Source organism: Desulfovibrio mangrovi (assembly GCF_026230175.1).
GTDB lineage: Bacteria > Desulfobacterota > Desulfovibrionia > Desulfovibrionales > Desulfovibrionaceae > Halodesulfovibrio > Halodesulfovibrio mangrovi.
Map to the genome: position 1 here is coordinate 3324185 of NZ_CP104208.1, position 26810 is coordinate 3350994.

The window sequence follows — 26810 nt, forward strand, 5'->3', positions numbered from 1 at the left end:
GAAGGTTTTTTATATGATTCAGGATTCGGCAATAGAACAATACGTTCAGCGTTCAAAACAGTTTGAAGATCAGACGATCATTCTTGATTCCATAAGGAAGTCGGGAACAAACTATCTCAGGATCATTGTCGCGAACTATTTGTCGCTGATTTATTCCAGTAATGAGGGAAGAGTGTCGTATTCAGAGCTGAAAGACATGTTTCCCAATCAGCGTGATTTTGTGATGTTTCCTGAAAAATATTCTGATTTCAAGGTGCATAGAGAGTATGTCCCTGCATGTAAAGATCATGTCATAAGACAGTCAGGATACAGCGATTTTATTTTTGGTCATGACGATTATGAATATCTTAAATATTCGTCTGCGAGCAAGATTGTTCATTTGTATAGAAATCCTCTCGATATGGCTGTGAGTTACTACTATTTTGCATTTAAGAACAGAATTGGGTCAGAGAATAAGAAAGAAAGCAAAATAGACTTGGCAGTTAATCATCTCATGAAGTTTTATATAGAGCACTATAGATTTGCCAGAGATTTTTCTAGAAAAAGCGATAAGGTTATACGAATTGCATATGAAAGTCTATTTACGAATCCATTTGATGTCGTTTTGATGCTGTTCCAATGGCTTAATTTTAAGATTGATACGAATAAGCTTCGCGTTGCAATAGAGAATTCTTCAATAAACAAAGCGCGGCAGGAAGAAAAAGATACGGGTCGGGCAGTGGTGATGCCTGAGAGCAGCACCTTTACAGGTAGTTTCGTCCGTAGCGGTGCAATTGGGCAGTGGAGGGAGCATTTCAATACAGTGGAAGCTCAAATGCTCATACGGCTGCTGGAAAAGCACGATATCTCTGTGGATGAGTTTGTCATGGGCTAAGCCCGTGTTTGCGATTGTCTAAATGTCCTTGGGGCAGAGCGAGGAGACATTGTGCGATTGTTAGGTCTGATAACAGCCCGGGGCGGCTCCAAACGAATTCCCGGCAAGAACCTGAAGAGCGTCGGGGGCAAGCCTCTTATTGCCTGGACTATCGAAGAAGCCTGCAAAAGCAGAATGCTGGATGAGGTGGTCATGTCCACCGATGATGAAGGAATAGCCGAAGTTGCCCGTAGCTATGGGGCTTCTGTTCCGTTCATGCGCCCCGCAGCCCTTGCCGGCGACAGTTCGCCGCATATCGACTGTGTCTTTCATGCCCTGGAGACTCTTGGAGAGCTTGGATTCGAACCTTTTGACGCGGTGGTTTTGCTGCAGCCCACATCGCCGCTGCGTCTGGCGGAAGATATTGACGGATTCGCCCGCGAGGCGATCGCGAGGCATGCCGAGGCAATGGTATCGGTGTGTGAATCTGTGGAGCATCCCTACTTTATCAGATGTTTTGATTCGCAAGGGTTGTTGCATCCTTTTGTCCCGCAGGATGTGGTTTATCCGAGGAAGCAGGATTTGCAGCAAACGTACTATATCAACGGCTCGCTATACTTCAACACGGTCAGCTCACTGTACCGGGATCGTTCCTTTTATCCCGACAGGCTGTATGGGTATGAAATACCCGTGGAACGGTCGTTGCAAGTAGATAATGAGTATGAACTCAACATTGCGGATCTGCTGTTGAAGCAGCGCGATGGCAATTGATGTCCTGGAGGTCGCTGTGTCTGAGATAATGATTGCTGGAAGAAGAATTGGTCCCGACCATGCTCCTTTTGTCATTGCGGAAATCGGAATCAACCATGAAGGCGATTTCGGGAAGGCCATACAAATGGTGGAGGCGGCGGCCAAGGCTGGGTGCGAGTGCGTCAAGATTCAGACTCACATCCTTGAAGATGAGATGGTTCCCAATGAGGTCGTGCCCGGAAATGCGAAGGAAGGCATATGGGATATTATTTCCCGTTGCGTGCTGACCGAGGATGAAGAACGGCGCATCAAGGCGCGGGTTGAAGAGTTGGGCATGATCTTTCTTTCCACTCCGTTTTCGAGGGCGGCAGCGAACCAGCTCGAATCCTTGGGTGTGTGCGCGTACAAGATTGGCTCTGGCGAGTGCAACAATTATCCGCTGATCCGTCACGTGGCATCGTTCGGCAAGCCCGTCATACTGAGCACCGGCATGAATGACATTGCTTCGATCGAACCTGCCGTGGCCATTCTGCGCGAGGCTGGAACGCCGCACGCGATACTGCACTGCACCTCCCTGTACCCCACTCCGTATGACAAGGTCAGGCTGGGAGCCCTGAAGGATCTGGCCGAGGCGTTTCCTGATGCAGTGCTGGGCCTTTCGGATCATTCGCTGGGCAACTATACATGCTACGGCGCGGTCACACTTGGGGCATCCATTCTGGAAAAGCATTTTACCTGCGACAAATCGTGGCCCGGTCCTGATGTACCTATTTCCATTGATCCCGAGGAGCTGCGTCAACTGATTGAAGGCTCACGCGCGCTACATCAGGCCATGGGCGGCAAAAAGGATATTCTGCCGGACGAGCAGCCCACAATCGATTTTGCATACGCCTGTGTGGTCGCCATTAAGAATATTCAGGCCGGAGACGTGCTCAGCAGGGAGAATCTCTGGGTCAAGCGTCCCGGCACCGGCGACATTCTGGCCAAGGATTTTGAAGGAATACTGGGACGGGTTGCGACTCGCCCCGTGAAGAAGAATGCCCAGTTGGCATGGGGAGATTTCGATGGCTAAAAAGAAATTGCTCTTCATTACCGGCACCCGGGCCGACTTTGGAAAGTTGTGCAGCCTCATCGACAAGGTGAGCGAGCATGATCAGTTCGAATACTGCATTTTCATCACCGGCATGCATACGCTCTCGCGCTATGGCTACACGGTGGATGAGGTGATGAAGAAGTATGATTCGTTCCGTCTGGAAGGTGGGTTCCGCAATGTGCACGTCTACATGAATCAGGTGCATGGGGAATCCATGGATATGGTGCTCGGCAATACCATTTTCGGGCTGTCCCGTTATGTAAGCCAGTATCAGCCGGATATGATCGTGGTGCACGGTGACCGGGTGGAGGCGCTGGCCGGCTCCATTGTAGGATCCCTGCGTAATATTCTTGTGGCCCATATCGAAGGCGGCGAGCTTTCCGGCACCATTGACGAGCTTATCCGTCATGCCGTCTCCAAGCTCGCCCATCTTCATTTCGTGGCAAACGGCGAATCCCGCAAGCGGCTGATGCAGATGGGGGAATCATCTGAGGCCATCTATTCCATCGGTTCTCCCGATGTGGACTTGATGCTTTCTGCCGATTTGCCCGCAAAGGAACAGGCGCTGGCGCACTACAACATTCCCTTTGAGGAGTATGCCATTACCCTGCTGCATCCCGTAACCACAGATGGGGATCAGACAAAGAGAATAGCAAGGCACGTTGTGGATGCGATGCTTCAGTCCAAGGACAACTATATCGTTATCTATCCAAACAACGATCATGGCAGCGACATCATTCTTGATGAATATGAACGCCTGAAGAACAACCCGAGAATCGTCATCTATCCCTCGTTGCGAATAGACTATTTCCTCGTGCTGCTGCGTGATGCGCAATATCTGCTTGGCAACTCCAGTGCCGGAATTCGTGAAACGCCGGTCTATGGTGTGCCTTCCGTCAACATCGGAAGCCGGCAGGACGGGCGCTTCAGCTGTTCTTCCATAGTCAATGTGGACGGTGATTCCGAAGCGATTCTGCAAGCGATCGGCAAGGCGCGGGACATGGTTCCCCATAAGCCCCGTTTTGATTTCGGAAAGGGGAACAGCGCGGAAAAATTTATCAATATTCTCATGGATGAAAATATCTGGCTCACAAAGCCGCAGAAGCAGTTTGTCGATCACCAGTTTAATCTTTGTCAGTAACATGAGGCGGTTCTCCGCCATTGGGGCTGGCCGGTGGCTGGCGTAAGCATGCCCGTGCAGGGCTGAACCGTTGTACCATTTGGGAGCAACATACCATGTCAAATCTGGATCGGGACCGGGACATCTACCTTCAGGAGAACCGTTACAAGGAGCCCAAGGAAATTTTCAAACACCTTGCGGCATTGCTGGAAGAACGGGTAGGCGTGCGTCCCGGGCTCAAGGTTTGTGACATTGGCTGTGCTGCAGGAGAGTTCCTGTATCACGTGCGGGACCGCTGGAGTCAGTTGGAGTTATGCGGATTCGATCCCTCGCGGGAGCTTGTTGAGAAAGCCCGGAGCGTGATGCCCGGAGAGACTTTTTTTGTGGGGTCGGTGATGGAGACGCAGACGCTTGCTCCGGCTTCGCAGGATGTGGTTTTCATGAGCGGGGTTCATTCCGGCATACGGGATATGAAACAATGCCTCGCAAATATCCTGTCCTGGCTGAAGCCGGGAGGAACTGCGTATCTGTTCGGCATCTTCAACCCCTACCCCATTGATGTACAGGCCTCGTATGTTATGTCCGGCGACGAGGGAGAGCCCACGTTGTTTTACGTCCATTCCTGCAAAAGCGTCTCCGGATATCTTGATGCGATTGATGGCGTTACGGCGTATTCCTTCACAAAGTTCCATCCCCCGGTTGATATCGCGTATCGGGAGAGCAACCCCTTCAGGGCATGGACGATCCGCGATGATCAGGGTGAAGGCATGCTCGTGAACGGCCTTTCCATGGTGGTACATTGTTTTGTCATGGAAATAGTAAAGTAGCCGGAGAAGATGCCATGACCATGCCCATCAGACAGTTACAGGAGTTCATCAAGGATGACATGCGATCCCCCGGACCACGTTCGCGCGGAGAAGAGATTGCCATCTACATCTCAACATGGTTGAGCACTCCTGTGCCATGGTACAGCATTGTTCTCGGGCTGTTGCTGTACAGGCGTGGTTATGCGGTCCACTTCGTGTGGGATGATCTTCCGGATCCGTTCCAGCCAGCCGAAGAGCGGCAGATGCATGAAATCGCCGAAGCACTTTTGTTGCTTTCCAAACGGGGGCTGCGATTTTACAGAATTTCCGAGATGCAGGGCGTGGCTCCTGACGGGGATTATCTTGAGGAGGCCTTGAGGCTTGCATCCCTGAATGCGGTTTGGTGGCATAAGACACCGGTGCCGGAACCGGGGCTCCATACCCGCCGGTACGATTGTCTGAAAACGTTGCTTGGCGGCCTGCCGCAGATATTGGGTTACTTCTCGTCCGCTTCTCCTCGCAGTTTTCTTTTGCCCGGAGGGATTGTCGCTAATTCCGGGCTGTTCCTGCATGCATGCAAGAGAAATGGCGTGCGGGTGACAACCTATGACAGCGGAGTTTCCTCAATTTCAACGGGGATAGATTCCGTGGCCGCCCATCTGGATGATATTCCTCACGTGATGTTCCAGCTGCTTGAAGACAGGGATGTCATTGCTTACGCCAAGAAGGTTGGCGAGGTTGAACTGCAGAAGCGATTTGACGGCGTGGACAAGTATCTATTTCAGCCTGTCAAACGAAGCTCGGATACCGGCAGGCAATATGATGTCCTGTTTCCCCTGAATATCGAGAACGACTCGTCCGCGCTGGGCAAGCATGTTCTTTTCGAGGATTCCCTCGCCTGGCTTGAGGAAACGCTGGACTACATCCTTGCGGAAACCCAGGCCAGCGTGGCTGTGCGCCAGCATCCGTATGAAAAGCGTATCCCGTGGAGAAACGACGCGTTGGTGCACAGGCTGGTGAAGCGTTACGCCGGTTCCGACCGTGTAACCATCTTCGATTGCAACGCCCCGGTAAATACGTACGATCTCATTACGTCGAGTAGGGTTGTTCTGCCTTTTGTTTCTTCCATCGCAGTGGAAGCCGCCATTATGGGCAAGACGGTAATTCCCGTGGCTCCTGCGTTTTATGCAGGCTTTTTCTTTGCGGAAATGCCGGTAAGCAAGAACGGATATTTTGAGGCGATACGGAACGCGCTGACGGATGATGTCGTGCCGAACCCAAGGGCCGTGGATGAAGCCTGGCTCTCGTATTACCTTTCGCAGATATGCGGACGGATTTGGACGGACTTCACGCCGCAGCCCAGCGACTATGCCCTGTGGGGAAAAAGGTCGCTGAAGGACTTGGAAGCGGATCCCGAAGTCGGAGCGGTGCTCAGGTGTCTGGGGGATGGTGATTACATTTCCATGGTCCAGCATGAGCGTATTCAACGTGAAGGTCTTGAACGTGTGTACCGGGGGGCCAAGGCTTAGCTTGAAGAAGCTTCGGAGCTGCCGGTGCACATCAACAGGAGGGCATTATGTCCATCACAAAGCGTATCAAGGAAAACGGAAAGAACATCTCCCTGAATCCTGTTCCGGGATTCCCTAAGGTCATGATGCTGGAGCCGAGCAATGCCTGCAATCATGCCTGCAAATTTTGCGGCAACCACAGCTTTGGCATCAGGAAGATGAACATGCCGCTCCCGTTTGCCAAGGACATTCTGGAGCAGGCTGCCGCACTGGGGGTTCAGGAGGTAGGGTTGTACCTTCGCGGAGAACCGTTTCTGCATCCTCAGCTTGTAGATATCGTCAGGCACGCCAAGGCAGTGGGCATAGGCTATATCTATCTTTCCTCGAACGGCGGCGTTGGCAAGACCGGTGACTACGAGGCCGTGTTGAATGCGGGGCTCGATTCCTTCAAGTTCTCCATCAATGCTGGCTGCAAGGCTGACTACAAAGCCATTCACGGCAAGGACGATTTCGAGAAGGTCGTGGAAAGGTTGCGCTGGCTTATCGATTATCGGAAGAAATCGCAGCTGAATTTCAAGATTTATGTTTCTTCCACATACGTTGCCGAGACTCGTGAAGCCATTTTTGCGATGCGTGACGAGTTCGCATCGCAAATCGACGAATATTATGTGCACGGGACGTGTCCTGTTCCCGGAGTGGAAAGCGCGGAACTGGACCACGGTTTCAGTCTGCCTTGTCCCATGGTGTTCAACCGGGTGCATGTGACGGCAGAGGGGTATATGAACGTCTGCTGTTTTGACTTCGAGAACGCGCTGGCAGTGGCAGACCTCACAAAGGTCTCGCTTGCTGAAGCCTGGGCAAGCCCCATGTTCGTGTCGGTGCGGGAACGCCATCTCGCGGGGAATGCAAAGGGCATCATGTGCGGCAATTGTGTTGCCGGCGGCGGGGTTGCCTATGAACCGGTTGACAAGGAGCTCATGCTCAGGAGCAAGCGTAATGCGAAAGATTAGTGTTCTGCATTTGGCCAGCTTTGATGGCAACATCGGCGACAATGCGAACCATAGCGGGGTGAGCTATCTCTGGAAGAAGTACCTGCCGGAGTATGAGTTCGATATTACCCCTCTGGAGATGCGGGAATATTTCTGGAAGTGGCGGCAGTTTGATGATGATTTCGCAGAACTGGTCAACAAATATGACCTGTTTGTGTGCGGTGGCGGCAACTATTTCGAGCTGTGGGTTGAAAGCTCCCCGACCGGAACCAGTGTGGCCATTCCGCCGGAAGTGCTCCGCAAGATCAATACCCCTTGTCTTTTCTATGCCTTGGGCTTGGACCCGTACATGGGAGCGCCGGATGTCTGTGTAGATCGTTTCAAGCAGTTTCTTGACTACACCCTTGCCTCTCCGCAGTTTTTGGTCTCCGTCAGAAATGATGGCTCTCCCGGTTCGGCCCGCAGGGTGCTTGGCGACGAATATGCGGACAGGATTCACCTGATGCCGGATGGTGGGCACTTTGTTCAGCCCGAGGATCATTTTCATCCGGAGCTGGCTCCCGGTTCCCGAACCATCGGGGTGAATCTCGCAGGGGATATGCTGGATTTTCGGTTTGCATCTTCAAACGGTGTTACACTGGAAGATTTCAAGCAGACGTTTGCGGACGTGCTTAGCAACGTCATGCGGCGTCTGCCCGATGTGAATCTGGTTTTCTATCCGCATATCCATAAGGATTTCGCCTTCATTTCAGACTTCATTCGTCAGTTCGAAGACCATTTCCTGCGCAGGCGTGTAACCGTGGCCCCCTACCTGCACGGACAGGGAGCGGAAAAGTACTTTTTCGACCTGTACAGAAAGTGCGCCCTGAACATTGGCACACGGCTGCACACGAATATTTGCAGTGTCGGGCTGAATGTTCCTTCCGTGGGGATTGTCACGCATCCCCAGATTCGCGAACTCTATTCGTATTTCGGAATGCCGGACCGGGCACTTGGTTTTGCGGAGGAGGCCTTTGCCGAACGGCTGGAGACGCTTGTCGTGGATTCGCTAGAAAAGGGTGAAGAAGTCTCCGCGCGGTATGCAAAGGTCATGGAAGGTGTTCGCAGTGATGCCGAAGCTTTTCTTGGAACGATGAAGGGCTGGTTGGATTCGGTGTTATGAAAATCATAATGTATCACTATGTCAGAAAGCCGGATGCGGCGTTTCCGTATCTGCGTTTTCTGCACATTGATGATTTTCGTCGCCAACTGGACTTCTTCCAGAGGGACGGGCGAATCCTGACGCGCATGGAACTGGACGCCGCCCTGCGCGACAAAAAACCGTTGGGTGAAAATGATTATCTGCTGACCTTTGATGACGGGCTGCGCGACCATTATGAATACGTTCTGCCCGAATTGCAGGAGCGGGGCGTTACCGGAGTGTTTCTGCATTGCACGGATGGCTCGGACAAGCCGGGGACGCTGGATGTCCATATGGTCCATGCCCTTCTTGGCGCGTACGGCGGTGCAACAATGTTGAAGCGCTGTCAGGAGCTGATCGAATCCGCCGGTATCGACCTGCAGGCCAACGGATTCTGTTCTCCGGTTTACACGCTTCAGCCGCAGAGCGAGGAAACGGAATTCAAGCGCATTATGAATTACTGCCTCGACAAACAGGCCAGGCGCCATGTGCTGGAACGGCTTCATGACCTGTATCTTCCTGAGTTCAACGCCGAGGGCGAATTCTATCTCGGAAGCGGGGAGCTGAGGCTGATGGATGAGGCGGGGATGGTCATTGGCGGCCATACGGTTTCTCATCCATTGCTTTCGAGCCTTGATGCGGAGGAGCAGCGTAAGGAAGTTGCATCCAACGTGGACGCATTGGCGCAGATTCTGGGGCATCCTGTTTCGTGGTTTTGTTTTCCGTACGGGGGAGATATCAGCTATAACGACGAAACGTTACGAATTCTCAGGGACCATGGCGTGCAGTATTGCCTTTCCGTTGAGTCACGTGATGTCTCGGCTGCTGACCTTGATGTGCCGCTGACGTTGCCCCGGTACGACTGCATGGAGTTCCCGTTCGGAAAAAGCTATGTTGCGGCGTAGCATGTGCTGTGTGTGGCAGCGTGCAATGAATCTTTTGCGTATTGGAGAAGTACGTGCATACCAAATTTGAGGATATGTATCCTGGCGTCAGTTTCGGTAATGATGTCCAGATAATTGGTATGGCGAATATTGATATCGGCCGCGGATCCTGTATCGGCGATAACTCCTGGCTCAATGTCTGCCACAGGGATCAGGGAAAGCGCATGAAGATAGGGTCGTGCGTTCTGATCGGGCGGGGATCGATGATATCCGCCGGTGGCTTTCTGGAGATAGGCGACTACTGCCTTTTTGCACCGCGCGTTTTTGTTGCCGATGCGGACCACGTGTATAGCAATATCATGCGCCCCTATATGGATCAGGGAGCCACGGCAGGAAAGGTGGTTGTGGAGGAGAACTGCTGGTTGGGCATCAATGCCGTTGTTTCGGGCAATGTGGTGGTCGGCAGGGGCAGTGTGGTCGGAGCCAACTCGGTTGTCACCAGAGATGTTCCTCCCTTTGCCGTGGTGGCAGGTTCGCCGGCGCGAATAATACGGTTGTTCGATTTCGGATCAGGAACCTGGGTCAAGGTGAGGGATGCCCAGCATCTTGAAGAGCTGCTTGCCGCACGGGAGGCGGTTCCGGTCCCCTCGCGTGAAATGTATGTCAGAATGCTGCACAAGAATGCCGTGACAAAAACCGTCAATCCCATTGTCGGCGGCGGGGGCGTTTCAATCTGACCCCGGTGTTGCCGCAGCCGGAATAGAATGAGTGGCGGCTGCCGCCAGATGGAAGGCGCCAACTGGAACAGCTTGTGCATTCATTTTTGAAAACCGTGCGGAACTGCTGCCGTTTGACGGGATTGCACGGTACTTATGCGCCTGTTTTTGTATGGGCATAACGCAACTGTTTTCGAACGGATGTATCCATGAAATTACCTCAGAGTTTCGATCCGGAGACTTCCATATACGTGGCCGGACACCGGGGGCTGGTGGGCGGAGCGATAGTACGCTGCCTTCAGGCCGGAGGCGCTCGTAACCTCCTGCTGAGAACCCATGCCGAGCTGGATCTGACCGACCAGCACGCTGTTGAGGCGTTTTTTGCAGAGTATACGCCGCAGGTGGTATTCCTTGCCGCTGCGAGGGTCGGCGGAATTTTGGCAAACAGCACCTATCCGGCAGATTTTATCTACAACAATCTGACTATTCAGAACAATGTTCTGCATCAGGCGTACAAGCACGGGGTCAGGCGGCTTCTGTTTCTCGGAAGTTCATGCATCTATCCTAAGATGGCTCCCCAGCCCATTCGCGAGGAGAGCCTTCTGACCGGGCCGCTGGAACCGACCAACTCAGCCTATGCCGTTGCCAAGATCGCCGGCATAGAGATGTGCCGAGCATACAACAGGCAGTACGGAACATCCTTCGTGCCCGTCATGCCCACCAACCTCTACGGGCCGGGAGACTCCTTCAGTCTGGAGACCTCGCACGTGTTGCCCGCGCTGCTCCGCAAGTGCCATCTGGCAAGGATGATTGCGCAAGGGGATATGGAGGCCGTAACGAGGGATGAGGCGGTTTTCGGCCCTGTTCCCGACGATGTCCGCAGGAGTTTGGGGCTGGAAGGTGCCGCAGGCAGGCCGGAAATTGTGGTCTGGGGCACGGGCACTGCGCGACGTGAATTTCTGCATGTGGATGATCTTGCCAAAGCCTGCGTCCACCTTGTGTTCAAGACGGACGAGACGGAGTTGCTGAATATCGGCACTGGTGAGGATATTACCATCAGGGAGCTTGCCCTACTGGTTCGCGACGTGGTGGGAGTGGATGTTCCGCTGGTGTTTGATACGGAAAAGCCGGACGGCACTCCCCGCAAGGTCTTGGATGTATCCCGTATCAAGGCGTTGGGCTGGGAGCCCAGCATCGGATTGCGGGAGGGCGTGGCTGCAGTGTACCGCTGGTATATGGAGCGGCTGAAGTCCTGACCCCGTTGAGGGGGCTGCGGCGTTGCGGCATCCGTGCAAGTCTGGACGGATACGTGCCGACGGCCAAGGAATAACGGGGGGTAAACGGAGAGCGAATGAAGAAGACTGTTCTGGTAACAGGAGTAAACGGTTTCATCGGCAGCAATGTCGCCCGGGTACTGGGCGCGGACTGCCGGGTTGTCGGCATCGGGCGTTCCGCCGGGAAGCCGGATGACTCCCTTGATGGTTATCGACAGATGGCGCTGCCGGACCCCGGGCTGGCCGATCTGCTTCGTGATCTGCGTCCTGACGCCGTCATCCACTGCGCCGGGCGCGGTTCCGTTCCATTTTCCATAAATAATCCCGCAGCGGATTTTGATGCCGGTCCCAGGCTTGTGACGCATGTTCTCGATGCAATGCGTCTGGCGGGGATACGCGCACGGTTCTTTTTTCCTTCCAGCGCGGCCGTATACGGCAACCCCAAGTCGCTTCCGGTTGCGGAGACAAGTCCTCTGCAGCCAATTTCACCGTACGGCTATCATAAGGTGCTCAGCGAAAGCATCATTCAGCAATACTGCCAACTTTATGGGCAGGAGTATGTCATCCTGCGTGTTTTTTCCTGCTATGGCGAAGGACTTGCCAAACAGCTGTTGTGGGATGCCGCAGTCAAAGCGACAGAGGGGACCCTGGAACTGTTCGGCACTGGTGAAGAGACGCGGGACTTCATCCATGTGCACGACTTGGCGCATGTCGTGTCATTGCTGATTGCACAGGAAACCGCCAATGCCGTGCTGAACGTGGCCGGAGGAAGGCAGGTTTCGGTGCGGGAGATTGTCGAACTCCTTGTGCGGAAACTTGAGCTTGATGTTCCCGTGCATTTCAACGGGCAGGTGCGAACCGGAGATCCTTTGCGCTGGCAGGCAGATATTTCACGCCTCAAGTCGCTGGGAGGTGGCACGAGTCTTTCCCTTGAAGAAGGGGTGCAGCGTTTTGCCGAGTGGTTTTGGGCTGTCAGAAATACGCAGGGCCAAGGCGGACTCCGCCTTGTAGGTCGGTAATATGCATTGTAACGGAAGCACAGGCAAAAGGAGAGGGCTGTGGCCAGTCTCGGATTAGTCATTCAGTGGGGAAGCGATGGTTGGCAGGGCGGGCCGAATTATCTGAAGAATCTGGCGCTGGCCGTTGCCTCTGTTCAAGAGGAACAGGGCCTTGGCATGGTATTCTTTGTCAGCCCTGATCAGGTGGATCATCTTGCCCAGTACAGGAATATTCTTCCGTTAGCCGATGACATCCGCGTGTTTGATCCGTCGGTAAAGATGGACGACATAGACGTCCTCTATCCGTTTCCCGGCAAAGGCAAGGCACCCGAAGGGATCGCCCGGGTTCATTGGATACCGGATTTTCAGCATTGCCACCTGCCGCACCTGTTCTCGAAAGAGGATCTTGATTGGCGCAATACGTTTTTTGCAAAGCTTGCGAAGGGCGACGAAATGGTCGTGCTCAGCAGTCAGGCTGCGTTGAACGACTTTCGACGATTCTTTGATGTCAAATGTCCGACGCATGTTCTGCGCTTCGCAACCTCGCCGGAGCCGGACTGGCTGCAGGGCGATGCCGCGGCAGTGAAAGCAACATACGGCATATCGGGCGACTACCTGATGTGTTGCAATCAGTTCTGGGTACACAAGGATCACAAGACGCTTTTCAACGCGCTTGCCTTGTTGCGCGACCGGGGAATTCGCCCGCAGCTTGTCTGTACCGGATCTGCCGAGGACGCCAGACATCCGGACTACTTTGATTCCCTTACTCGTTTTCTGGCAGAGCACGATCTTGCCGGACAGGTAACCATTCTCGGCCTGATTCCCCGCTCTGACCAGATTCAGTTGCTGCGCGGCGCATCAGGCGTAATACAGCCCTCACTATTTGAAGGGTGGAGCACTGTCATTGAAGACTGCCGCCTGCTTGGCAAAAGCGTGGTGTATTCTGATATTCCGGTTCATCTGGAACAGAATATTGCCGGTGGGGCACCGTTCGAGGCCGGCAATGCAGAGTCTCTGGCGAGGGTTCTTGCCGACAAGCTTCCGGCAATGCTGCCCACAGCGGATACTCCGGTAGAGGAACAGGCATTGCATGCCGCCTATCAGACCAGACGGCTCTTCGGTCTGGAAATCTCAAATATGGTCAGGCTCGCTATGGATACGAACAATCTCCGGAAACAATCCGCCACTCCCGCTGCTCCCGTCCGTGTGACAGACGGCAGCGTATCGGCAACCTCAGACCTGACTGGCAGAAACAGCTACAAGGTCAAAGGGGTGCAGTGGTATGCCCCCCCGTTGGCTGGCGCCTCCACCCTGTCAGCTCCGCTTTTTGAGACCGAAACCTATCAGAGTACGTTGGATATCCTAAAAAAGCTCAAGGATGACGATTATCTGCGCTATCTGCGCGGGTTCATGTCCAGCGGCATGCGTCGTTTCGGGCAGCGGTGGCGTTATGCGGATATCTGCACGGTGCTTTATACCTTGTCCGGTCTGCTCGGCGTCACCCGTTATCTTGAGATCGGGGTGCGCCAAGGACGCAGCATGGCAATGGTTGTTTCCCAGCAGCCGCAGGTTCATGTAACGGCCTTTGATATGTGGCTTGCCGATTACGCCGGAATGGAAAACCCCGGGCCGGATTTCGTGCGCGCACAAATGCAGGCGCTGGGGCATGCTGGTTCGCTCGAATTTGTGGACGGCAACTCGCACGAGACGCTGCCTGCCTACTTTGCGCAGAATCCTGCTGCAAGCTTTGATCTCATCACGGTGGACGGCGACCACAGTCCCGAAGGGGCCGTTCAGGATTTGGAAGATGTGTTGCCGCACCTGAGGATCGGCGGGGCAGTGGTCTTTGACGACATAGCACATCCTGCGCACCCGGAACTGGGGCAGGTCTGGCGCGATGTCGTCCTCTCCCGACCGGAAATGAGCGGGTTTGAATACACGGAGCTGGGGTACGGGGTAGCCTTTGCCGTGCGCATGCGCTAGCTGTCTCCAAACATAAAGCCGAGGAAATATGACAATTCTTTCTCCTGAGATATCTTCTGCGGATGCCCCTGTGTTTTCCTTGTTTCTTCCCACCAAGGACCGGCACGACATGCTCGTCAGAATGCTTGACTCAGTGGAAGCCGCCGCTGGCGGAATTCCATGGGAGGCGAGGGTGCTGTATGCTGATCCGGGTGACAAGGCGTCCGATTTGAAGCGGCGTTTTCCTCAGGTGGTTGTGTATGACCAGAGCGAACATTTTCCTCCCGGACGACCGACCTGGCCAGCCATGATGCGTTTTCTGTTGGGGCAGACTTCAGCCCCGTGGTTCATGTATGCATCGGACGATATCGTCTTTTATCCCGGCTCCATAGCTCTCGCGTTTCGTGCCTTGAAACAGCGGGCGGGGCTGGCTGGCGGTGTGGCCATGGCCTATCGCAATGTTCATGCCCACCAGCAGGAATGGGCTGACTTCGGTGTGGACCTGACGTTGGGAGATCAGGTGCTCATCAACTACGGCTTTCTCAATACCGCATTGGTCAGGCACGTGGGGGGCTTTTCCGACGAGTACAAATTCTATTGTGCTGACGGGGATGTCTGTTTGCGTATGCTCAAGGCGGGGTATCCAATCGTGCCGTGTACTGAAGCGCATGTTCTGCACGACAACGTCCATGACGAGCTCAAGAAGTCCAGCAACGATCTTGCCGAGACAGATATCGCCACATATCGTCGCATCTGGACTCCCACATATTACGACGTAACTCGGGTGAAGCGTCTTTCCGCCGGCAAGTTGGAGGCTGATCCCCTGCTGCCTCAGGGCAATATCGTCGCACTCAAGCGGTCTGCAAGCGGCGGCCCCGCAATCGGTGTCGGCGATGATGCTCTCTGGGCATTGAAGCAGGCGGGCCTGCATACCCCGGGTGAGCCGTTGCGGTTGCATCTCGGATGCGGGGAGAACCATCTGGGCGGGTATGTCAACATAGACTACCCCCCGGCACATCATGCGGTAATGCGCCCCAAGGCGGATATTTTTGCCGACATCAAGACGCTGCATTTCCCGGACAACAGTCTGGATGAAATCCGTCTTCATCATGTTTTCGAGCACTTCAATCGAGTGGAGGCGCTGGGGCTTCTGATACGTTGGCACCGCTGGCTCAAGGTCGGCGGCAGGCTGCATATCGAAACTCCCGACCTTGCCGGAAGCGCCCAGACGCTGCTGTCTGCCGTACCCTTCAAGGAAAAGACTGCTGCGGTACGTCATCTTGCCGGTGACCAGACGGAGACATGGGCCTATCACATCGATCACTGGTTCCCGGAAAGGTTCCGCGTCACCTATAGTCACATGGGCTTCGGCGATCCGGAAATACGCACCCAGACGTGGCAGAAACCGCCGCATCTGGCCAATGTCACTGCAGTTGGGACAAAGGTTGCCGATATCCCGACAGAGCAGTTGTTGCAGGCCGCGGAGGAACTGCTCTGGCTGAGCACCGTGGCTCCTTCCGAGATTCCCACATACGAAGTTTGGAAACGGCAGTTGCGCGTGTTTCTGGCATATCAGCCTGTACATCCTGCGACTGAGGCAGCGCCTCCTGCTGCCGAAGTGGCATTCCCGGTGCAGTCTGACCTGCCTCTGGAAGCCATTCACGACTTCAACCAGCGGGAACGTGATCACTGGATGGCCGCCAAGGCCTCCGCGATCCGTGCAGGCAGCAGGGTGCTGGATGTCGGTGCCGGAACCTGTCCGTATCGGCCGCTGTTCAACCATTGCGAATATGTTGCCCACGACTTCAAGGGCTATCACGGTGAAAAGCTCGGGGGCGGCACGTCATACGGCAACATTGATCTTGTGGGCGATATAACCCAGATCCCTGCGCCCGATGCCTCGTTTGATGTGGTGCTCTGCACGGAAGTGCTGGAACACGTGCCGGATCCGGTAGCCGCACTCAGGGAAATGGTTCGCCTGCTCAGGCCCGGCGGTAGGTTGTTGCTTACCGCACCTCTGGGTTCGGGGCTGCATCAGGAGCCTTTCCACTATTACGGCGGTTTTACGCGGCACTTTTATGAAAAGTTCCTGCCTTCGTTCGGGGTCCGCATTAACGAGCTCCGTTCCAACGGGGGCTTTTTCCGGCATCTGGCGCAGGAATGCGCGCGAGTTTCGTGGATATTCGATAAGAAACCGGAACTGCTTGATGGTGCCGGAGACGAGTTGAGGACCCTGTTCCGCGAAAAGCTGCCCCGATACCTCTACGCCATGGACGACCGATATATGCTGGAGGACTTCACGGTGGGCTACTTTGTTGAAGGGGTCAAATCGTGAGGACTCAGGCGATTATTTTCAGCAAGGACAGGGCGCTGCAGCTTCGGGCCACTCTGGACTCTCTGCTTATGCGCTGTGTCGAGCCGGATTCGTTGCTTATCCGGGTTTTGTACAAGGCATCGGATGCCCGTCATGAAAAGCAGTATGCTCTGCTGCGGAGGCTGTTCCCCCGTGTGGATTTTGTGGCGGAAGTCGATTTCCGTCTGCAGCTCCTGCGGTTGATTGCCGAGACGCCCTTCGTTCTCTTTCTGGTGGACGACAATATCTTCTATCGGGATTTTTCCCTGCAAGAGGTGTTGGGCTTTCTGGAAGCCCAGCCCGAGGCGCTAGGTTTTTCCCTTCGTCTTGGCCGGAATACCACGTACTGCCACACACAGGATGCTCCCCAGACAATGCCTCTTCATGAGGCATTGGACAAAAAGGTTCTGCGGTGCCGGTGGAAGGGGGCTGACTTTGATTTCGGCTACCCGCTGGAAGTTTCCAGTTCCGTATACCGGTCCGGGCACATCCTTGCGCTCCTTCACGATATGCCGTTCTCGAATCCCAACCTGCTGGAAGCTGGCCTTTCCAGGCGAACTAGCTTGGTGGAACAGTTCGGGTGGCTGCTGTTCTTCGAGCAGTCGGTCACTTTCTGCAATCCGCTCAACCGGGTGCAGAGCATTTACGAGAACAGGGTTGCGGCGGATTCCGTGGATGCGAATGCGCTGGCGGAGATGTTTGAACAGGGGCAGGTTGTTGATGTGGCCCTGTATGGGGACGCGCAACCCAATGCCGCACATTTCGAAATGCCGTTGCGCCTCCGGAAGGTGACACCGATTCAGGACGCGGGGGATGGATCGGCATTGCCGTTCATTTCTGTGATCATCCCCGTGTATAACGGCGCCACATTTCTTCCGGAAGCCGTGAAGAGCATCGCCGCGCAGCAGTATGAGCCGGTAGAAATCATCATCGTCAACGACGGCAGTCAGGACGATTCCTCTGCTGTGGGCAGGCAGCTTGCCGAACAGTATCCGGCCCTCCGCATTCAGGTGGTGGACAAGGAAAACGGCGGACTCGCCTCTGCCAGAAATGCCGGTATTCAGCGAGCCTCGGGACAGTGGATTCTGCCCCTGGATTGCGACGACTGTTTTGCGGAAGGGTTTCTTCACAGAGCCGTGCAGGCGATTACGACCCGTCCCGAGATCAATCTGGTCTTTGCGAACATGCAGGAGTTCGGTGTTCTTGACGGGCAGTGGATTCCCCGGGACTACTCGCTCTCCGAGCTGATGCAGCGCAATACGTTTCCCTATGCCTCATTGTACCGCCGCGAACTGTGGGAGCAGGCCGGAGGCTATGAACCGAGCATGCCATGGGGAGCGGAAGATTGGCTCTTCTGGCTTTCCTGCTCCGCATTCGGCATCAGGCCGTACAGAGTGGAGGAGCCCATGTTCCTGTATCGTACGCATCCGGAAGGCTCCATGTATACGAACATGATGAAGCGTTGGGATGTGGTGAAGGCCTGCCTCAGGACGTTGCAACCGGCCTTGTTTACAGTGCCCGTGCTGCTGGCGGATCATTCCGTGGTGGCGGGCATGGATAAGGAAACGAAGGAGCGCATTGCGGGCATTTACACAAAGTACCCGGAAGCGCCCATGCCCCACTTCTGGCAGGGGCTGGTGCACGAAGGAGCCGGTCGGCTGGCCGAGGCTGTGGGGGAATATTTACAGGCTGCGGCGCTTGCTCCGTATCCTCAATGGCAGCCTCATTTCCGTCTTTGCCTGCTCAACCTCAGGCTGGGCAGGAAGAGCGTGGCGCTTGCCAATGCCACGGAAGTTCTTGCCCGCAGGCCGGAACTGGCACAACTCCTGAGGGGCTTGCCCGATCTGGATCAGCGTCGGCTGGTTCCGCTCAACGTGCTGTAGACCGTAGCGGGGCTCTCCTGCGTTGAAGAGAGGAAGGACGGTAACCCGTTGGGACTGTTTTCCTCGTATTGCCATTTGCCTTGTGCATGCACGCGGGCTACAATTCTTTGCATTGTCAGTTGCGGCGCCCCCCTGTTTTCCACCACGGAAGTTACATAGTGCCTAATCTCGAATCATGGTGAGCGGAATGAGCGACATGGATGATATCAAGGCGGAGGCCATGGCCCGCGAGGCGGCCCGGCTGTTGGCGCAAAAAGATCTGCGCATGGCGGAGACTCTTGTCGCAAAGGCTCTTACCTTTGCTCCGCAGCACCCCGAAGCTCTGAAGATGCAGCAAGCGGTACTTTCGCTGCGTTCTCCGGGGTATTCCGTCATCATTCCCACCTGCAACAGGCTGGATATTCTCAAGCAGTGTCTGCGGTGCCTTGAAGAGCAGACCATGCCGCATGCGGACTTCGAAGTGGTGGTGGTGGATGATGCTTCCACCGACGGCACTGCAGAATTTCTGGCGGAATATCGTCCTCCCTTTGCCTTTCGTTCCATCATCCAGCCCCGACGAGGGGGGCCTGCGAAGGCGCGCAATGCCGGAATCCGGGTCGCCCGTGGTGAGTTTGTTCATTTTCTCAACGACGATGCCATGATCGAGCCTCATGTGCTGCAGCTGCACAGCATGTTGCACAGCGCTCTGCCGGACAAGTCTGTCTCTATTCTCGGTGGATTCAGCTTCGGCCCTCCCTTTACGGAAACGCTGTGGGGATACGCGCTGGAGCATGGCGATCTGCTGTTCCGGTATCCCACCTTTGCGCATAACGGGCTGCACGGGCACCGCTCGTATTATTCCTGCAACATCAGCACGCCCCGCCGTTCTCTCATTCAGGTAGGGTTGTTCGATGAAGAGATTGCCGGAAATCTGTGGGGAGCGGAGGACATGGAACTCGGCAAGCGTCTGGAAGCCTCGTCCGTTCCCGTGCTGTATCGTGAAGACAGCCGTTCCACGCATGTGCATGACGTGGGGGTTGAGGGGCTTGCCCGCACGGCCTATGTCCGTGGCGGCGGAGCGGTCTGGATGTTTGCAAAGCACGGTGAACGTCCGCACTATGCCCGGCTTGGGGCGCACGATATAGCCTTTTGGCGCAATTTGCCGCCGCGTCTGGTACGGCGTATGGGACAACTGCACGAGGTTCTGGCCAGAACGGAGCATGTTCGTCCGGTTCCGGATGATAATCCGGCACCCTATCTGCGGCGTGAGAATTATGCGGCCATGCTCGCGGTGTGCCGGTCTCTCTGGCACATGCGAACCCGGGAGTTGCTGCTGCTTATTGACGAGGTGGAGAAGCTGGCTCTGCAGGTTCTGGAGGATGTGGCTCAGGGCAAAAGCATGCAGTTTTGTGCTGCCCGGTTGTATCCGGCCATGCTGTTCATCCGTTTTTACCATGACACGATTGGCGTATGTGCCTCTGATGCCATTCGGCATTACTGTCCGGAAGCACCGCCGATCGAGGCGGAGAATGCGACTGCCGAGCCTGTTCCTTTCGAAGGCGAGTCAGGCGATGGCGCAACAGATGCGGGGGCTTTTGCCGGACAGAAGGTACTGCTGGCCTGCAATTTCTTCTGGCCTTCGGTGGGGGGCACTGAGCTTTTGATTGAAGAGCTCGGGCTGCAGTTGCAACAACTCGGCTACCATGTGGAAGTGGCGTGCAGATGGTTGGAAAACCGCAGTGCATCCACCCGGCTGGGCATGCCGATTCACTCCTTCCGGTGCCACGGAAAGTTTACCGATTCCCACATGGGGCCCGATACGGAAAAATATCGTACCTTGGTCTGCAAAGGGGGGTACGATGCCATTATCGTGCTAGCCCATCCGGACAACTGGACGTGCCATCTGCTCCGCGACCTGCCTTCTCCGCACCCGCGCATCATCATGATGCCGAGCATCAATTCCGACAATATCGAGCATTGGAAGGGCATGGGCGTGATGGATACCATTGCGGGGACGTTGCGAGCCGCTGGCATGTGCGTGGCTGTTTCGGAACAGGGATACGACAGGCGGCTGTTCGCAGAGCTGGGCGTGCCACATGTGTTCATTCCCCACGCCGTGAACCCCGATCCTGATACCCGGGATATGCGTACATTGCTGGAGGTGCCGTCCGGGTCGCCCCTGCTCGCGTGTGTGGGAAATTTCTGGCCGGTGAAGAATCAGCTGGAGTTGGTGAAGCGGTTTGCCGCAGAACCGCTGGATGTTGCCCGGAACTGGCGTCTGGTGTTGGCCGGGGCTGCGTTGCCCTGGGAGAGGGAATCGCGCTATTTTGAAGAATGCTGGGCAATAGCCGACAGTGATCCGCGTATTCGCATTCTTGGCCCCCTGCCGCCCCGGCAGGCCACGGCCCTTATCAGGGATGCCGACATGCTGCTGGTGCCCTCTCTGGGGGAAAGTGCAGGGCCGCTGGTTGTTCTGGAGGCCATGGCGTTGTCTGTGCCGTGGATAGCCACGCCGCAGTGCAATGCCGTGTACGATGAGGGCGGAGGCATCATAACCGAGCTGGATTCCTTCCCGCAGGCAGTGCAACGCCTGTTGGAGCAGCCCGATTTGGCACGGGAGCTGGGAAGGAACGGTAGGGAACACTGGGAGCGCTGTTTCCGGTGGGACTCCGTTGCGCCTGTTTTTGATGCATTGCTCAAGGGCGTTCCCGTTGCGGGAAGTGCAATGCCCGAAGTCTTGCGGGTGCAGCAGGCAGAGCTGGTGCGGCGGCTGCTGCCGGAGTCGGGGCGCGGCTAGCGGGAGACCGGCGAAGACCGGAGCAAGCCCTTGCCGCGGCCTGAATCGGCCTCCAACGGAACATGCCGTTCAGGGTTGCAAAAACGGCACAATCCGGCACCGCCTGCCAGACAGGCACATGCCGGAAAGACCGGAAGGGGGGGCTGCTCCTGATTACCCTGCAGTTCTGAAGCTGTTCTGGGCAGATACCCAATCTTCTTCAAAATCCACTTCAATGCATTTGTGCATCGAGATGTCGACGGGCCGGAACTTGATATTGTCGGCTATGATGATCTCCATGCCTTTTTCGAAATAATCGTTTTCTTCACACGTACGCAGGCCTTCCACAAAACGCGGCAGGTCATCTTTGCGAATGAAGTTGATGCCTACGGCTTCGCCTGCGGCATCCTCCACCTGTTTGGAGATGGCGGATATGAAGCCCTGATCGTTCAGGGTGTATTTCACCTCTTCCTCTCCGCACTTCTTGGTGTCCACGCAGATGAGGTTGTGTGCGGTGGCTCCAAGCACCTCTTTCAGGATGACCTTGTCGAAAACTACGTCTCCGTTCATCCAGAGAATGTCGTCATCCAGATTCTCAATGGCGCAGAGCAGGCTTTTGGACGTGTTGGTCAGGTAATAGTTGGGATTGTACTTGTAGTATACTTCGGGAAAGTGCTCCATGATCAACGTCATCTTGAAGCCTACAACGATAACTATCTCGTGTATTCCCAGTTCCTTGAGGATGCGTATCTGCCTGCCCAGAATGGTTTCCCCGTAAGGCAGTACAGAGAGTGATTTCGGAAAGGGCCTGCTGAGCCTGCTGCCAATTCCTGCTGCAAGAATGACTGCTTTCATGGTGCACATCCATTGTTAAAGGTATGTGGAAATGATGTGTTCCGCCAGCCTCTTTGCAGAATTTCCATCAATGTTGCTGAACGACAATTCTTTCAGCTTATTTCGGTCATTTGCAAAGGAATCGTTGTTGTTTACTACGATGTTTTCAATTGCGCTGTACAGTTCATCCTGGGTCGTTGCCTTGTGTCCAGGGGTCATTGTGTCAAAGTCGAACAGCAGCTCCCTGTTTACCGCCATGTACTTGGCAAGGTCATACGCATAGAAGATTATTGGCCTGTCAACATGCAGGAAGTCGAAGTAGATGGAAGAGTAGTCGGTGATCAAGGCGTCGCAGAGAGGGAGCAGGGGGTATGCGTCGCTTTGCGGTGAAACCATGATGACATTGGGTGGCAGCGTTCCGGTTTTGACGGGAATGTACGGGTGGAACTTGCACAGGAAGGCAACGTTGTGTTGCTGGCAGAAATGCGAAAGCCGCATGATGTCTATTGCGCCGTCCTCAAACGGACCGCCGCCATTGTCCCTGAATGTGGGCATGTAGAACACTGTCTTGCCGCCCTGTTTGCGGAAGCGGACCAGCTCACCGTACAGGTTGCTGTCGGTGTTGATCATATCAAGCTTGGAAGGGCGTCTGTGCAGCACATCATTGCGGGGGTAGCCGGATTCAACGAACGCATCGGCCTTGAATGCCCGTGCAAAGGCGTTTTCGGTAAAAAAGGGCGATGTGGAAACGACCGTATCGTATCCTGAATAGGAAAAGGTAAGGTGCGCTGCCTTGGCGGGATTCATGTTCACCGTGGATTCGATTTCCGGGAACCCGATGGCCTTCAGCGGTATGCCGTGCCACAGCTGAATGGATACGGCCTGCTCCGTGAGCGCCCAGAGAAATTCCTGATTCTTCCAACTGAAATCGTCACATATGACAAGGCCTGCTTTGGCCATGAGCGCGGGCGCTTCCGGTTCATTCACCCAAACGGCGGGCAACCCTTGCGCGTGTAGGGAGGCAGCTTCCTTTTTATCAAAGGAAATAAAGTAGCATTCCAACTGGGGCTGGTGCTGAACGCAGTGCAGGAAGAAGTATTTGACGTTGTCGATGAACGAGCCGCCAGCCCGGCCAAAGAAGATCGCAAGATTCTTCTGCTTGGGGATGGAAGCCACCACTTCCTTCAGTCTGGTAATTTCGTGTTGTTCCATTGCAGGCATTGTCCAGTCGTAAAATGAATGGGAACTGTTTTCTGACTTGTACTGGGGTATTCAAATTGGATGCCAACTGCAAGGCGTAAGGCATATGCAGTTTAAAAAGGAGAAAAAGGAAGAGGGGACGCATGGTTGCGCTAGTCCTTAGTGGGGCGTGCTTCTCTGTACTATGGCTGTGAGGGGATTTGCAGGGGCTCAGAAGTGGTGCGGTTCATTTTTTTGACGGCACGTTGGGGAGGCTGTTTTGACGGCAAGGCCTCCATTTATGCACCGAAAGCACTTGTTTTCAATTTGGTGATGTATTTTCGTCTTCCTTCAGCTCGGTTTTAACCAGGCACAATCTTTGCAAATGTTTTCGTCTGGAGGACGGAGAGCCAAAATAACGTATGCTCCCCGCAGCCTTGTATTTAGTAAAGTCTTGATGGTTTGTAATTGTACCGTCTTGTTTTTGGGGAAGATGCTATGGGTAGATCATGTATTCTCCCCCATATCTTCTGATGGTATTTGCAAAAATGCATTGTCTGTCCTTAATGCATTAAGAGCTAAGTTAGAAGGTGGGCGTATGACAGCGTGATGACGCAAACGTGATCGTTTGTGATGTTGATGGCAACATGGTGCTTGCGCGTTGGGAATTTTGCACCCAGTGTTGTCGCCCATGTCAGAGTACGCTGTAATGTTAATTTAACAGACCGGAGAAATGTATGAAGAGTGTCCCCATAGAGCGTATTGCGGCATTGCAGGAACGGGGCGCATTGCTTTTGGTTGATGATCCTTATCCCATCCGGCCAGCAGCTCGCTGGGGCCATGGCAAGCCCCCTCACCCGTTTCTCGATCAGCTATTTGCTACAAACCGCGATTCATACACCCCTTTCCTCAAGGATATTGTATCCATGAGGGACTGTTTTTCCGCTATACCTTTTGATGCGCCAGAAGATTCCCCCGAGCCTCGCTGGAATCAGCCTTGGCTGCCTATTTTGGATGGAATGAGCATATATACGGCACTAGCTGTGCATGCCCCCAAAAGGTTCATTGAAGTGGGGTCGGGAAATTCTACCAAGTTTGCGGCAAAGGCCATTTCTGACCACAAGCTCTCTACGCAGATATTTTCCATTGATCCACAGCCAAGAAGTGAGGTTGACGGCCTTTGTCACCGTGCGTTGCGTTTTTCGCTTGAAACGCTGGACCTCTCATTCTTCAATCAAGTTGGTGAAGGGGATGTCGTTTTTGTTGACTGTAGCCATCGGGCCTTACAGAATTCCGATGTTACGGTGTTCTTTCTGGAAGTGCTTCCTGCTCTTCCTGCAGGGTGCTATGTTGGTATCCACGATATATGTCTGCCCATGGACTACCCTCCCGGGTGGGAAAGCAGGTACTACAGTGAACAGTATCTTCTGGCGTGCTCTTTGCTTTTCGGATCAGGGGCGTTCGAGATTCTGTTGCCGTCATACTATGTTTCCACCACGCCTGATTTGAGTCAGGCTTTAAGCCCGCTGCAGGAGCTTCCTAATCTGAACGGACGGCCTCCCGTAGGGAGTATTTTTTGGATGCGGAAAAAGTAGCCGCAGTCTTCGGTTGTGGCAGAATGGGGCAGAAGATGGTGCTGCCCTTTGTTCTTCCAGAAGGGGATGGGGGGGCAGACCTGTAAGGGCGCGTGGGGGGATGCTTTGAAATGCGAAAAAAGGACTTATGCCTTTCGGGCATAAGTCCTTTGTTTTCCATGGCGGGCTATGCAGGAGTCGAACCTGCGGCCTTTGGCTCCGGAGGCCAACGCTCTATCCAACTGAGCTAATAGCCCATGGGGAAAGTTGTAGTAAGCGGCACGCCATGCGTTGTCAAGGCAAATCAATGCGCTGGGAATGGCGGGCATTGCGGCCGTCTGATCTGGTGGAGCGGGGGCCGGTTGCAGTGTTCCCTGTGCTGAATAATGACCAGCCGTCTTCCCCTCTCAGCGCCTTTCTCTGTATGTGGGCGTGCCTTCAATGAGACAACCTATCATGTTCTTCAGGGGGTTGTCAGTATATGTACTGAAATATGGAGACATGGCTGAATGATGTGTTTGCAGAATTGTTAAAATTGTAAAAAATTTTGTCTTCATGCATGGAGGTTCTGGCGCTTTGTAAACAATTCTGTTAAAAGCGCCGCATCGCACGGCACGGCAAAGGGGATACGCAGGCTGTTGAAACAGGGTCCTTGCGTGGCGTGTGGCATCTTTTTTCTATTTCCACGGGCAGTTGCGGTATGGGCACATGTTAGCCGCAGAAGCACTGTCCGGGAACCGGGGACGTATGAAACGCATAGTCGTGGGCGTAACGGGTGCCAGCGGAATGCCGCTGGCGGTGACGCTTCTCAAGGCCCTGTCGTGGGCGCAGGATGTGGAAACGCACATCATTGTTTCCGATGCCGCGCGTGAGGTGCTTCGGCTTGAATCCGGTATGGATGCAGCAACCCTCATTGGACTGGCTGATTATTCCTATGCGCCGCAGGAATTCGGTGCCGCTCCCGCAAGCGGTTCCTGGCAGCATGACGGCATGGTCATCTGTCCCTGTTCCATGGCGACGCTTGCCGCCGTGGCCAACGGCCTCGGGTCCAACCTCCTGCACCGTGCCGCGGACGTGACGCTCAAGGAACGCCGCCCCCTCATTCTTGTTCCCCGTGAAACGCCTTTGAGCCGTGTGCACCTGCGCAACATGCTCGCGGCGGACGAGGCTGGCGCGCTGATCATGCCGCCCATGCCCGGCTTCTATTCCAATCCGGCCACCATTCAGGATCTCCTCAATCATCTCGCCGGACGCATTCTCGACCATCTTGGCATTCCGCATTCCCTCGTCAAACGATGGGAAGGGCTTGAATAGCACGCAACGAGATCAGGAGGACGCATGCATACTCTGACTTGGCACGGACACTCAAATTTCCAGATCGCCACACCCAGCGCGAATATTGTCATCGATCCGTTCTTTACCGGCAATCCGAGCGCAGGCACCCCGTGGGACGGCATTGCCAATCCCGATGCCGTGTTCGTTACCCACGACCATGGTGACCATGTGGGGCAGGCTGTGGATATCTGCAAGGCCACAGGCGCCAGACTCGGCGCCATCGTTGGCACGGCGGGAAAACTCGTTGCAGCGGGACTTCCCCAATCGCAGGTGATCAACGGCATAGGTTACAACATCGGCGGAACCGTGACTGTGGGCAAGGTGGGCGTGACCATGACGCAGGCATACCATTCCTCCGATTCCGGCGCTCCCGTGGGCTATATTCTCACACTGGACGACGGTTTCACCATCTACCATGCCGGAGACACGGGCATCTTTTCGGGCATGGAACTGTGGGGCAGGCTGTATGAGATCGATCTGGCCCTGCTGCCCATAGGCGGCGTGTTCACCATGGACGCGCGGCAGGCTGCCCTTGCCTGCTCGCTGCTCAAGTGTCGCGGTGTTGTGCCTATGCACTGGGGCACCTTCCCCGTGCTGGAGCAGAAAACCAGCGCCTTCCGAGATGCCCTGAAGAATTTTGCGCCGGAGTGCAGACTGTTCGACATCACTCCCGGCGAAACGCTGTCGTTTTCAAAACTTGCCGAAGGCGACTGCGGCTGCGACTAAGGTCTGTGCGTGTCTGGCATCACGCGCAGTCGGAAATA

21 protein-coding genes and 1 tRNA gene are annotated in these 26810 nt (G+C 54.8%); 19 read left to right on the forward strand and 3 right to left on the reverse strand.

The window, feature by feature from the left end:
• Positions 1-13 precede the first annotated feature (13 nt).
• The 16 genes from N1030_RS14895 (at position 14) to N1030_RS14970 (ending at position 21145) form a co-directional block, all read left to right on the forward strand.
• Positions 14-874, forward strand: coding sequence for a sulfotransferase domain-containing protein (locus tag N1030_RS14895; RefSeq protein WP_265826290.1), 861 nt, complete (start codon positions 14-16; stop codon positions 872-874).
• A gap of 51 nt (positions 875-925) precedes the next feature.
• Positions 926-1624, forward strand: coding sequence for an acylneuraminate cytidylyltransferase family protein (locus tag N1030_RS14900; protein WP_265826291.1), 699 nt, complete (start codon positions 926-928; stop codon positions 1622-1624).
• A 16-nt stretch (positions 1625-1640) separates the two neighbouring features.
• Complete coding sequence (locus tag N1030_RS14905) at positions 1641-2675, forward strand: N-acetylneuraminate synthase family protein (RefSeq protein WP_276038044.1); 1035 nt, start codon at positions 1641-1643, stop codon at positions 2673-2675.
• Positions 2668-3837, forward strand: a complete 1170-nt coding sequence (gene neuC / locus N1030_RS14910; protein ID WP_265826292.1) for a UDP-N-acetylglucosamine 2-epimerase — start codon at positions 2668-2670, stop codon at positions 3835-3837. The genes N1030_RS14905 and neuC overlap by 8 nt, the downstream gene beginning before the upstream one ends.
• A gap of 95 nt (positions 3838-3932) precedes the next feature.
• Positions 3933-4643 carry a class I SAM-dependent methyltransferase gene (locus tag N1030_RS14915; protein ID WP_265826293.1) on the forward strand — a complete coding sequence of 237 codons (711 nt, stop codon included), beginning with the start codon at positions 3933-3935 and terminating at the stop codon, positions 4641-4643.
• 14 nt (positions 4644-4657) lie between these two features.
• Positions 4658-6151 (forward strand): hypothetical protein, encoded by a 1494-nt coding sequence (locus N1030_RS14920; RefSeq protein ID WP_265826294.1) that lies wholly within the window; start codon positions 4658-4660, stop codon positions 6149-6151.
• 47 nt (positions 6152-6198) lie between these two features.
• Positions 6199-7140, forward strand: a complete 942-nt coding sequence (locus tag N1030_RS14925) for a radical SAM/SPASM domain-containing protein (protein ID WP_265826295.1) — start codon at positions 6199-6201, stop codon at positions 7138-7140.
• On the forward strand, positions 7127-8281 hold the full coding sequence (locus tag N1030_RS14930; protein ID WP_265826296.1) for a polysaccharide pyruvyl transferase family protein: 1155 nt from the start codon (positions 7127-7129) through the stop codon (positions 8279-8281). Before N1030_RS14925 ends, N1030_RS14930 begins: the two co-directional genes overlap by 14 nt.
• Positions 8278-9204: a polysaccharide deacetylase family protein gene (locus N1030_RS14935; RefSeq protein ID WP_265826298.1), complete on the forward strand. Its 927-nt coding sequence runs from the start codon at positions 8278-8280 to the stop codon at positions 9202-9204. The genes N1030_RS14930 and N1030_RS14935 overlap by 4 nt, the downstream gene beginning before the upstream one ends.
• A gap of 53 nt (positions 9205-9257) precedes the next feature.
• Positions 9258-9920: an acyltransferase gene (locus N1030_RS14940; protein ID WP_265826299.1), complete on the forward strand. Its 663-nt coding sequence runs from the start codon at positions 9258-9260 to the stop codon at positions 9918-9920.
• 188 nt (positions 9921-10108) lie between these two features.
• Positions 10109-11155, forward strand: a complete 1047-nt coding sequence (locus N1030_RS14945; RefSeq protein ID WP_265826300.1) for a GDP-L-fucose synthase family protein — start codon at positions 10109-10111, stop codon at positions 11153-11155.
• Between the two features lie 95 nt (positions 11156-11250).
• Complete coding sequence (locus N1030_RS14950) at positions 11251-12192, forward strand: NAD-dependent epimerase/dehydratase family protein (protein WP_265826301.1); 942 nt, start codon at positions 11251-11253, stop codon at positions 12190-12192.
• Positions 12193-12231: 39 nt separating this feature from the next.
• Positions 12232-14154: a class I SAM-dependent methyltransferase gene (locus N1030_RS14955; RefSeq protein WP_265826302.1), complete on the forward strand. Its 1923-nt coding sequence runs from the start codon at positions 12232-12234 to the stop codon at positions 14152-14154.
• 28 nt (positions 14155-14182) lie between these two features.
• Complete coding sequence (locus N1030_RS14960; RefSeq protein ID WP_265826303.1) at positions 14183-16468, forward strand: methyltransferase domain-containing protein; 2286 nt, start codon at positions 14183-14185, stop codon at positions 16466-16468.
• Positions 16465-18369, forward strand: a complete 1905-nt coding sequence (locus N1030_RS14965; RefSeq protein WP_265826304.1) for a glycosyltransferase family A protein — start codon at positions 16465-16467, stop codon at positions 18367-18369. The genes N1030_RS14960 and N1030_RS14965 overlap by 4 nt, the downstream gene beginning before the upstream one ends.
• Positions 18370-18556: 187 nt before the next feature.
• On the forward strand, positions 18557-21145 hold the full coding sequence (locus N1030_RS14970; protein ID WP_265826305.1) for a glycosyltransferase: 2589 nt from the start codon (positions 18557-18559) through the stop codon (positions 21143-21145).
• Between the two features lie 153 nt (positions 21146-21298).
• Here N1030_RS14970 and N1030_RS14975 read toward each other — a convergent pair whose 3' ends face one another.
• A complete protein-coding gene (locus N1030_RS14975; protein ID WP_265826307.1) occupies positions 21299-21979 on the reverse strand; it encodes a phosphocholine cytidylyltransferase family protein in 681 nt (226 codons plus the stop codon).
• Between the two features lie 15 nt (positions 21980-21994).
• Positions 21995-23170: a CDP-glycerol glycerophosphotransferase family protein gene (locus N1030_RS14980; protein WP_265826308.1), complete on the reverse strand. Its 1176-nt coding sequence runs from the start codon at positions 23168-23170 to the stop codon at positions 21995-21997.
• Between the two features lie 704 nt (positions 23171-23874).
• On the opposite strand from N1030_RS14980, the gene N1030_RS14985 reads away from it, so the two are divergent.
• Positions 23875-24732, forward strand: coding sequence for a class I SAM-dependent methyltransferase (locus tag N1030_RS14985; protein ID WP_265826309.1), 858 nt, complete (start codon positions 23875-23877; stop codon positions 24730-24732).
• A gap of 159 nt (positions 24733-24891) precedes the next feature.
• On the opposite strand, the gene N1030_RS14990 is transcribed toward N1030_RS14985, so the two are convergent.
• A tRNA-Arg gene (locus N1030_RS14990) sits at positions 24892-24968 on the reverse strand.
• A gap of 490 nt (positions 24969-25458) precedes the next feature.
• Between N1030_RS14990 and N1030_RS14995 the strand changes: the two genes are divergently transcribed.
• Together N1030_RS14995 and N1030_RS15000 are read left to right on the forward strand one after the other, a co-directional pair.
• On the forward strand, positions 25459-26025 hold the full coding sequence (locus N1030_RS14995; RefSeq protein WP_265826310.1) for a UbiX family flavin prenyltransferase: 567 nt from the start codon (positions 25459-25461) through the stop codon (positions 26023-26025).
• Positions 26026-26049: 24 nt separating this feature from the next.
• Entirely contained in the window at positions 26050-26772 is a 723-nt protein-coding gene (locus N1030_RS15000; RefSeq protein WP_265826311.1) for a metal-dependent hydrolase, read from the forward strand.
• Positions 26773-26810: the final 38 nt, after the last annotated feature.